The following is a 7,343-nucleotide window of genomic DNA, read 5'->3' as shown; positions in this document are numbered from 1 at the left end:
CCATCTGGCTGGCCGCCGTTTTAATTTTGAGATGCTCAGCGGCTTGATTTTGTATTGCATTTTTTCGCCTCCCTAAAAATCTGAAATTTCTACTTGACTTTTATTAGCAGGTCTTTCACTGTGTAACCCGGCGGCGTGCTGGCGCCGGCGGTCCGTTGGGATCCAGGTTCGAGAATAGAGTCAGAGCCCTGGAAAGACACTCTTTCAGGGCAAGCTGACTCTGTTCCCGCGCAGGGCGTCCCGTTCTTGGACTTCAAAGCCCTGCGCCCTGCCGGGGCGTGATCCCATCCCGCCCCGGCAGAACATCTGTGGAATTATAGCGGAGGCCTGTATCCGAACGGGTTCAGGCCTCCCCTTCCCCGCTCTCAGCTGCAGTGATAGCGCAGGCTGGTGGCGGCGCGCACCATCTCGTCCCAGTTGGAAAACTGGGTGCTCTCCTTGACAAAGCTGTCCAGCAGAAGGGGCGCATAGACGATGGTATCCGCCTTCCAGTTGACCATCACCGCACTGGAGAATTTGAACCCGTCAAAGTTCTCAAAGCGGGTGTTCTGCTGCATGAATTCGTCGGTAAAGATATCCTCCAGCAGCTTCATCAGTTCAGGGGCGTTGGTCAGGGACACATAGCCCTGATTATTATTTGTTGCTTCCATAGAACTTCTCGGCCTCTTTCTCAACGTAGCCGCGCCAGGCGGGAGCATCGTCCTCCATCCGCTGACGAATCCAGGGCATCAGTTCAGGCTGGCCGGTGACAGGCTCCTTGCGGACGACGGTCATGTACAGGGAGCCCTCTCCGGGGGGACAGCCGGGCAGGAAGTAGGCATCGGGATGCTCCTTCAGGTGCCGGCGGGTGCAGTTGCCGTGGAGGATGATCTGCTTGTCGGGGGTGTTGGGATCCAACTTGTTGTCGCAGCCGGCCACAACAGTCATGCCCTTGTTCTCGTCGTAGATGCCGATGGCCTTCAGGGTCTCCATGTTCAGGGTGAGCAGAGCCTGGCAGCTGGAGCAGGCGCCCTCGCAGTGGACGTCATACTCAGGCCAACGGTTACGGATGTCCTCCAGATAGGGGACCCACATCTTCTTGTAGCAGTCGGCCAGCTTGTCACCCACCACCTCGATGTGATCCGGGTTGGTGGTACCCAGGCCCACCTCATCGGCCACCTTGAAGTAACTCACGCCGTCGGGATCGATGCCCACCAGCTCGCAGGCCATGCGGTCCAGAGCCACGGGGTCCTTGGAACCCATGACGCAGTCCAGCTCAATGGGGGTGGGAGTGTGGGGGGAGTAGCCGCTGGCGGCGCTCATCACGTCCATGATGTTCAGGTCGGGCCGGCAGACGCTCCACACATCCATCATGGCCATGGTCAGGTTCTGGCGGTGCATGGTGGTGTGGACCTGGTCCTGCACCACGCCCTTGATGTTCTTCAGCGCACCGGAGAACACCATGCTGGCGTGGGCCTTCAGGATGGGCAGGTTGATGATGTGCTCGGCCTCCAGCAGCAGCCGGGGCAGCTTCACATGGGAGATGTTGGAGCGGTAGTCCCGGACGGCAACATTGATGAGGTCCTTCTCCCGCTTGATGTCGTAGAGCTCGACGCCCTCCTCGGCAGCCATTTTGGCGATGCCGCAGGCCTCGTAGCACTCCATGGTGTCGCAGCCCACAGCGGCGGACTCGGCGATGACGATGCGCTTGGGATTGGCCTTGCGCACCTCACGGATCACGGCGCGGACGGTCTCGGGGTGGGTGCACACGGCAAACTCGGGGGGAGCCGCGTGGCCGGCGTTGGGTTTGAGGATCACGGTGGTGTTGGGCTTGATGAGGTTGGTCACGCCGCCCAGCAAATCAAAGACGCGGGTGACGTTTTCCTGCACGTCCATGCCGTGGGCCAGAGCCACGGTAGAGTTCTTGCTCATAGGGTTACCTCCTTTTTGTATTGGGACCGCTCACTTCTTGTGGGCAGCCATATAGTCCTGGTCGTACTTGTGATCCTGCAGGGCCAGGATTAGCAGAGTGGAAATCAGAGCCAGTACCGCGAAAACGATGTAAGCCACGCTCAGGCTGTTGAACAGCTGCTTGATCAGGCCGTTGACAGCAAAGTTGAGCATAAAGATAATGCTGGTCAGGGGGAACACCACGCTGTTGACCTTGGCGTAGCCCACCCGGCCGAACACGGAGCCGGGAACGGAGTTCATCAGGTTGGGAGCGGCAGCACCCAGGAAGCCGATGATCACCAGGGACACCCACACCAGAGGCATGATGCCGCTGACGTTACACAGCATGGCGATGATGTACAGAACGCCGGTGAGCACGCCTGCCTTCTTGATGCCAAGTTTAAACACGATGCGGCCGAAGATCACCGAACCGATGATGCCGATCACAGCGATGGCGCTCATAACGCCGGTGGCCATACCCAGATCCATGCCCACCTCCATGTTGCGGGAAACCAGCTGGGTCATAATACCCATCTGAACCAGCATCAGCAGGCCGGTGGCAAACACACACAGCCACACTTCCTTGGTCCGCAGCAGCTTGCCGGTGGTCCAGCCCGCATCGGAAACCTCGGGGGGCTTGGTGGAGTAGTTAGCCTTGAACTCGGCCTCAGTGACGTTATCGGGATACAGGCCTCGCTCAGTGGGGGTATTGCGCAGCAGGATGGCGCCGATCACGCCCACCACCACAGCCACAATGCCGCAGATCATGGAGCTGGTGCCGATGCCCATGGCGCCCACCATCACGGTGAGCAGGGGGACGAAGAGCATGGTGCCCAGATTGGAACCCATGGCCACAACGCTCATGGCCTGGCCCTGCTTCTTGGGGAACCACATGGCCACCAGGGTACCGATGCCCACAAAGGAGCCGGCGCTCAGGCCGCCGCCCACGCAGCACATGGCGATGAGATACATGGGCACGTTCACGGCGTTACCGGCAGCGATGTGACCCAGGCCCGCCAGAATCAGGCAGCCGGCAGCCACCTTACTGGGGCCGATGCGCTGATTGACCTGGCCGGCCACAATGGCCACCAGAACACCAATCACACCGGCAATGGAGTTCATGGTAAGGATCAAACTTTGATCCACGTTCAACTTTTCCGCTACCGCGGGAGAGATCACGTTGGTGCCGTCAGCAAAAAAGCCGCCGTTGCTGAAGAAGATCAGCAATCCGAAGATCAGCAGAAACCAACCCCAGGCACCAAAGCCTCGCTTCGTTTGTTCCATACTTTCACATTCCTTTTTACACATTCCATCTGGGCAAACCGGACAGCGCCGTCTGCCCTTCCCTCTTGCGTAGCATTGCCTGACGTTCCGGATCGTCTTGGAGCGATTATCAGTATAAGCTTTACAAGCATTTTTGAAAAATATATAATGTTTACAACAGTATAAACAATTCATATACTTACCAGGAGGAAACTTGGCATGGAACTTTCACAGCTTCGGTACTTTTCTGCCGTAGCCCAGTTGGGTAATATGTCCAAAGCGGCTGAGACCATGTTTGTGTCCCAGCCCAATCTGAGCACTTCTCTATCCCGGCTGGAGGAGGAGATAGGAGTCCCGTTGTTTGAACGCAGAAGGGGTAAGATCACTCTGAATCAGAGCGGTGAGTGCTTCCTGCACTATGTGGACCATGCTCTGTCCGCCCTGGAAAAAGGCGTGCAGGAGGTACGCAATCTCAATGCCGACCGCCCGGAAGCGCTGTCCATTGCCTGTATGGTGGACGATACCATCATGCTGCAGCAGTTCCTGCTGAAAAATCCGGATATCAGCCTCAACCACCAGCGTGCCGATCTGCCCTCCGTCACCGCAATGCTGGAGCGCCAGGAGGTAGACCTGGCGCTCACGGTACTGGAGCCCCCGGGAGACGATCTGGCCTTTGAACGGCTGTACGAGTGTGATTTTGTGCTGTTGCTCAATCGTGCCCATCCCCTGGCCAGCTGTCAAAGTATCAGCCGCCAGCAGCTGGCGGGTGAGCACCTTGCCATCGACGGCTCCCGGGTCAACCGGACCACCTTCTGCGCCGCTGAAGAAAAAATGGGAAACAACCCCATCATCGACTACGATGTGCGGCACCTGGAGCTGCTGCTCTCCCTGGTGGAGGCCAATCGCTGTATCTCCATTGTGCCATCGGTGAAATATCGGGAGCTGCGGCTGCTGGGCAAGCACAGCGACGTGGTCTGCCGGCCCTACTCCGACGGCGCGCCGGTGGCCTATTTCGGTATCGCCTACCACAAGCGCCGCCCGCTGAACGCCCAGGGCAAGCGGTTCCGGGATTTTGTACGCAGCTATATGCAGGGGATCGACCGGGCCTATGAGGCATTGATGGAGCAGGTCCGCTCCGAGATTGCAGACGATGCATCGCAGCGCGCCACCTGACCTGAGCGCATATAAAAAGCCCCCGCTGGGGACCATTTGAGGTCCTCAGCAGGGGCTTTTTCATTCTGTTATGCTACGTTCTTTGCAATTTTCCAGCGGTTGGAGCGGTAGAACCACCAGCCCACCGGCACCGAGCTGGACACCGCGATACCACAGGCCAGATAAACGCCGTAGATGCCCATAAAATGCTCCAGAATCACCGCCAGCACCAGACGCACCACGATGCAGTTGAGGAAGGAGTTCCACATAATAAACACCGTGTGGCCCGAACCAGTGGCCAACGTGTTATAGGTGTACATACCTGCATAGAAGAGCTGGCATACAATCTCGATCCGCAGGTTGATGACGGCCCAGTGCTGAACCTCCGGGTCGGGGGTGAAGATCATCACCAGCCAGGGAGCCAGGACCTCGGCCAGCACGATGATGACTGCCGCCATACCCAGGGACAGCTTCATACAGGTCTTCATCACCTGCTCCGCCCGGTCGTACATCTTGGCGCCCAGGCACTGGGCGCACATGGTGCCGGCGCCGGTGGTGAGCGCGGACAGGAACAGCTGGCAAAAATCCCGGATTTTATTGGAGGCTCCGTTACCGGCAGACACCGCCACACCGTATTTGTTCACCAGGCTCAGCACCACCAGCCAGGAAATGCTGGCGATGGTCCACTGGAGGGCCACCGGCAGACCCAGCTTCAGGGTCATACCCACCACGCGGCGCTCCGGGCGCAGGTACTTCAGCCGCAGGCCCAGGCTGTCCCTATGGATCAGGCTGAACACCAGGGCTGTTATAAAAGACACCGCCTGACCAATTACAGTGGCCATAGCCGCGCCTGCCACACCCATCTCATAGACCGCCACAAACAGAATGTCCAGGATTACATTGAGGCTGACGGACACAATGATGCAATACAGCGGGATGCGGGAATTTCCCACCCCCCGCAGAATGGCCGACAGTGCGTTATACCCAAAGATGAACAGCAGACCGATGCCGCAGATTCCCAGGTAGGCCACCGAATCCTCCATGGCAGGGGCTTTCAGCAGCGTCAGGAAGGGCCGGCCCAACAGCAAAATCGCCACGGTAAACAAAATACCGGTGATAACGCCCACCGTGAAGGTATTACCTGCCGCTTTCTTGCGCTCCTCGTCCGCGCCGCTGCCAAAGTAGCGGCCCACCAGGATGTTGCCGCCCACCGTCAGGCCTATGGCCACCTGGGTCAGCATATTCATGATGACGCTGGAGGTGTTGATGGCGGAGATACCGTTATCTCCGATGAAATGACCGGCGATGATAATGTCCGTGATGGAATAGATGGCCTGCAGTAGGCTGGATGCCACCAGGGGCATGGCGTATCGAATCAGCTTGCGGCTGACACTCCCCTCGGTCAGATTGTTCTGAAGGGCGGGCATACCCATCCTCTCCTTTTCTCTTTCTCATACATGGTATAGTGTACCGCGCCGTCCTTCTCCCTGCAATCCCCACCTTTTGCTCAGTCACTTTCTTTTTAGTAACCAATTTCATATCAAATAAAGCGGGGCCCGCCGGAATCCGGCGGGCCCCGCTGAACTTTTATTTGCTGTGCTTTTTGGTCAGGTACTCGTGCATGGAAGCGGCAGCCTTCTTGCCAGCGCCCATGGCCAGGATCACGGTAGCCGCGCCGGTGACCGCGTCGCCGCCGGCGTACACGCCCTCCCGGCTGGTCTCCATGGTCTCCTCGTTGACCTGGAGGCAGCCCTTCTTGTTGGTCTCCAGGCCGGGAGTGGTGGACCGGATCAGGGGGTTGGGGCTGGTGCCCAGGCTCATGACCACAGTGTCCACGTCCATCACGAAGTTGGAGCCCTCCACCACCTTGGGGGCACGGCGGCCGCTCTCGTCGGGAGCAGTGAGGCGCATCTTGACGCACTCCAGGCCGCCCACCTTGCCGGTGCCGTCGTCCAGTACCCGCACAGGATTGGTGAGCAGCATGAACTCGATGCCCTCCTCCTTGGCGTGGTGGACCTCCTCCTTACGGGCGGGCATCTCCTCCTCGTCCCGGCGGTAGAGCACATAGACGTGCTTGGCGCCCATGCGCTTGGCGCAGCGGGCGGCGTCCATGGCCACGTTGCCGCCACCGATGATAGCAGCGGAGCCGGAGATCTTCAGGGGGGTGTCGTATCCCTCCCGGTAGGCCTTCATCAGGTTGATACGGGTCAGGTACTCGTTGGCGGAGTACACGCCCGCCAGGGTCTCGCCCTCGATGCCCATGAACATGGGCAGGCCGGCGCCGGAGCCGATGAACACGGCCTCGTAGCCCTCCTCAAACATCTCGTCGATGTCGAAGGTCTTGCCGATGACCATGTCGGTCTCCAGATCCACGCCCAGGGCGGACAGCTTGTCCACCTCATTCTGCACGATGGCCTTGGGCAGGCGGAACTCGGGGATGCCGTACACCAGCACGCCGCCGGCGGTATGGAAGGCCTCGAACATGGTGACCTGATAGCCCAGCTTGGCCAGATCGCTGGCGCAGGTCAGGCTGGCGGGGCCGGAACCCACCACCGCCACCTTGATGCCGTTGCTCTGGGGCTTCTCAGGCATGGCGTTGATGTTCTCCCGGTACCAGTCGGCCACAAAGCGCTCCAGGCGGCCAATGGCCACCGGCTCGCCCTTGATGGCCCGGACGCAGCGGGCCTCACACTGGCTCTCCTGAGGGCACACACGGCCGCTGACGCTGGGCAGGGCGTTGGTGTCGGAGATAATCTCATAGGCAGCTTTGAAGTCGCCCTCGGCCACCTTGGCAATAAACTCGGGGATGCGGATATTCACCGGGCAGCCGCCCACGCAGGGCTTGTGCTTGCAGTTGAGGCAGCGGCCGGCCTCCTCCATGGCCATCTCGGCAGTGTAGCCCAGAGAGACCTCCTGGAAGTTATGGTTGCGTACATTGGGGTCCTGCTCCGGCATGGGGACCTTCTTCAAACTCATATTAGGCATTGTATCAGTCTCTC

6 protein-coding genes are annotated in these 7,343 nt (G+C 59.3%); 1 reads left to right on the top strand and 5 read right to left on the bottom strand.

Annotated elements, in window-relative coordinates; all coding sequences use genetic code 11:
- Positions 1-365: 365 nt before the first annotated feature.
- The 3 genes from B5G40_RS10305 to B5G40_RS10295 are packed head-to-tail and all read right to left on the bottom strand — an operon-like array spanning position 366 to position 3,213.
- A complete protein-coding gene (locus B5G40_RS10305) occupies positions 366-650 on the bottom strand; it encodes a hypothetical protein (RefSeq protein WP_087399546.1) in 285 nt (94 codons plus the stop codon).
- Positions 634-1,911, bottom strand: a complete 1,278-nt coding sequence (locus B5G40_RS10300; protein WP_087399545.1) for a DUF362 domain-containing protein — start codon at positions 1,909-1,911, stop codon at positions 634-636. The genes B5G40_RS10305 and B5G40_RS10300 overlap by 17 nt, the downstream gene beginning before the upstream one ends.
- Positions 1,912-1,941: 30 nt before the next feature.
- On the bottom strand, positions 1,942-3,213 hold the full coding sequence (locus B5G40_RS10295; RefSeq protein WP_087399544.1) for an MFS transporter: 1,272 nt from the start codon (positions 3,211-3,213) through the stop codon (positions 1,942-1,944).
- A gap of 198 nt (positions 3,214-3,411) precedes the next feature.
- Here B5G40_RS10295 and B5G40_RS10290 point away from each other — a divergent pair, with 198 nt between their 5' ends.
- Entirely contained in the window at positions 3,412-4,365 is a 954-nt protein-coding gene (locus tag B5G40_RS10290) for a LysR family transcriptional regulator (RefSeq protein ID WP_087399543.1), read from the top strand.
- A 68-nt stretch (positions 4,366-4,433) separates the two neighbouring features.
- Here B5G40_RS10290 and B5G40_RS10285 read toward each other — a convergent pair whose 3' ends face one another.
- Complete coding sequence (locus B5G40_RS10285; RefSeq protein ID WP_087188949.1) at positions 4,434-5,771, bottom strand: MATE family efflux transporter; 1,338 nt, start codon at positions 5,769-5,771, stop codon at positions 4,434-4,436.
- Between the two features lie 160 nt (positions 5,772-5,931).
- Positions 5,932-7,329 (bottom strand): NADPH-dependent glutamate synthase, encoded by a 1,398-nt coding sequence (gltA, locus tag B5G40_RS10280; RefSeq protein WP_087326543.1) that lies wholly within the window; start codon positions 7,327-7,329, stop codon positions 5,932-5,934.
- Between the last annotated feature and the right edge of the window lie 14 nt (positions 7,330-7,343).

This window comes from Flavonifractor sp. An9 (assembly GCF_002161245.1).
GTDB classification, from domain to species: Bacteria; Bacillota; Clostridia; order Oscillospirales; family Oscillospiraceae; genus Flavonifractor; species Flavonifractor avicola.
Note: the sequence above shows the minus strand (reverse complement) of the source record. Positions and strands in the feature narration are given on the sequence as shown.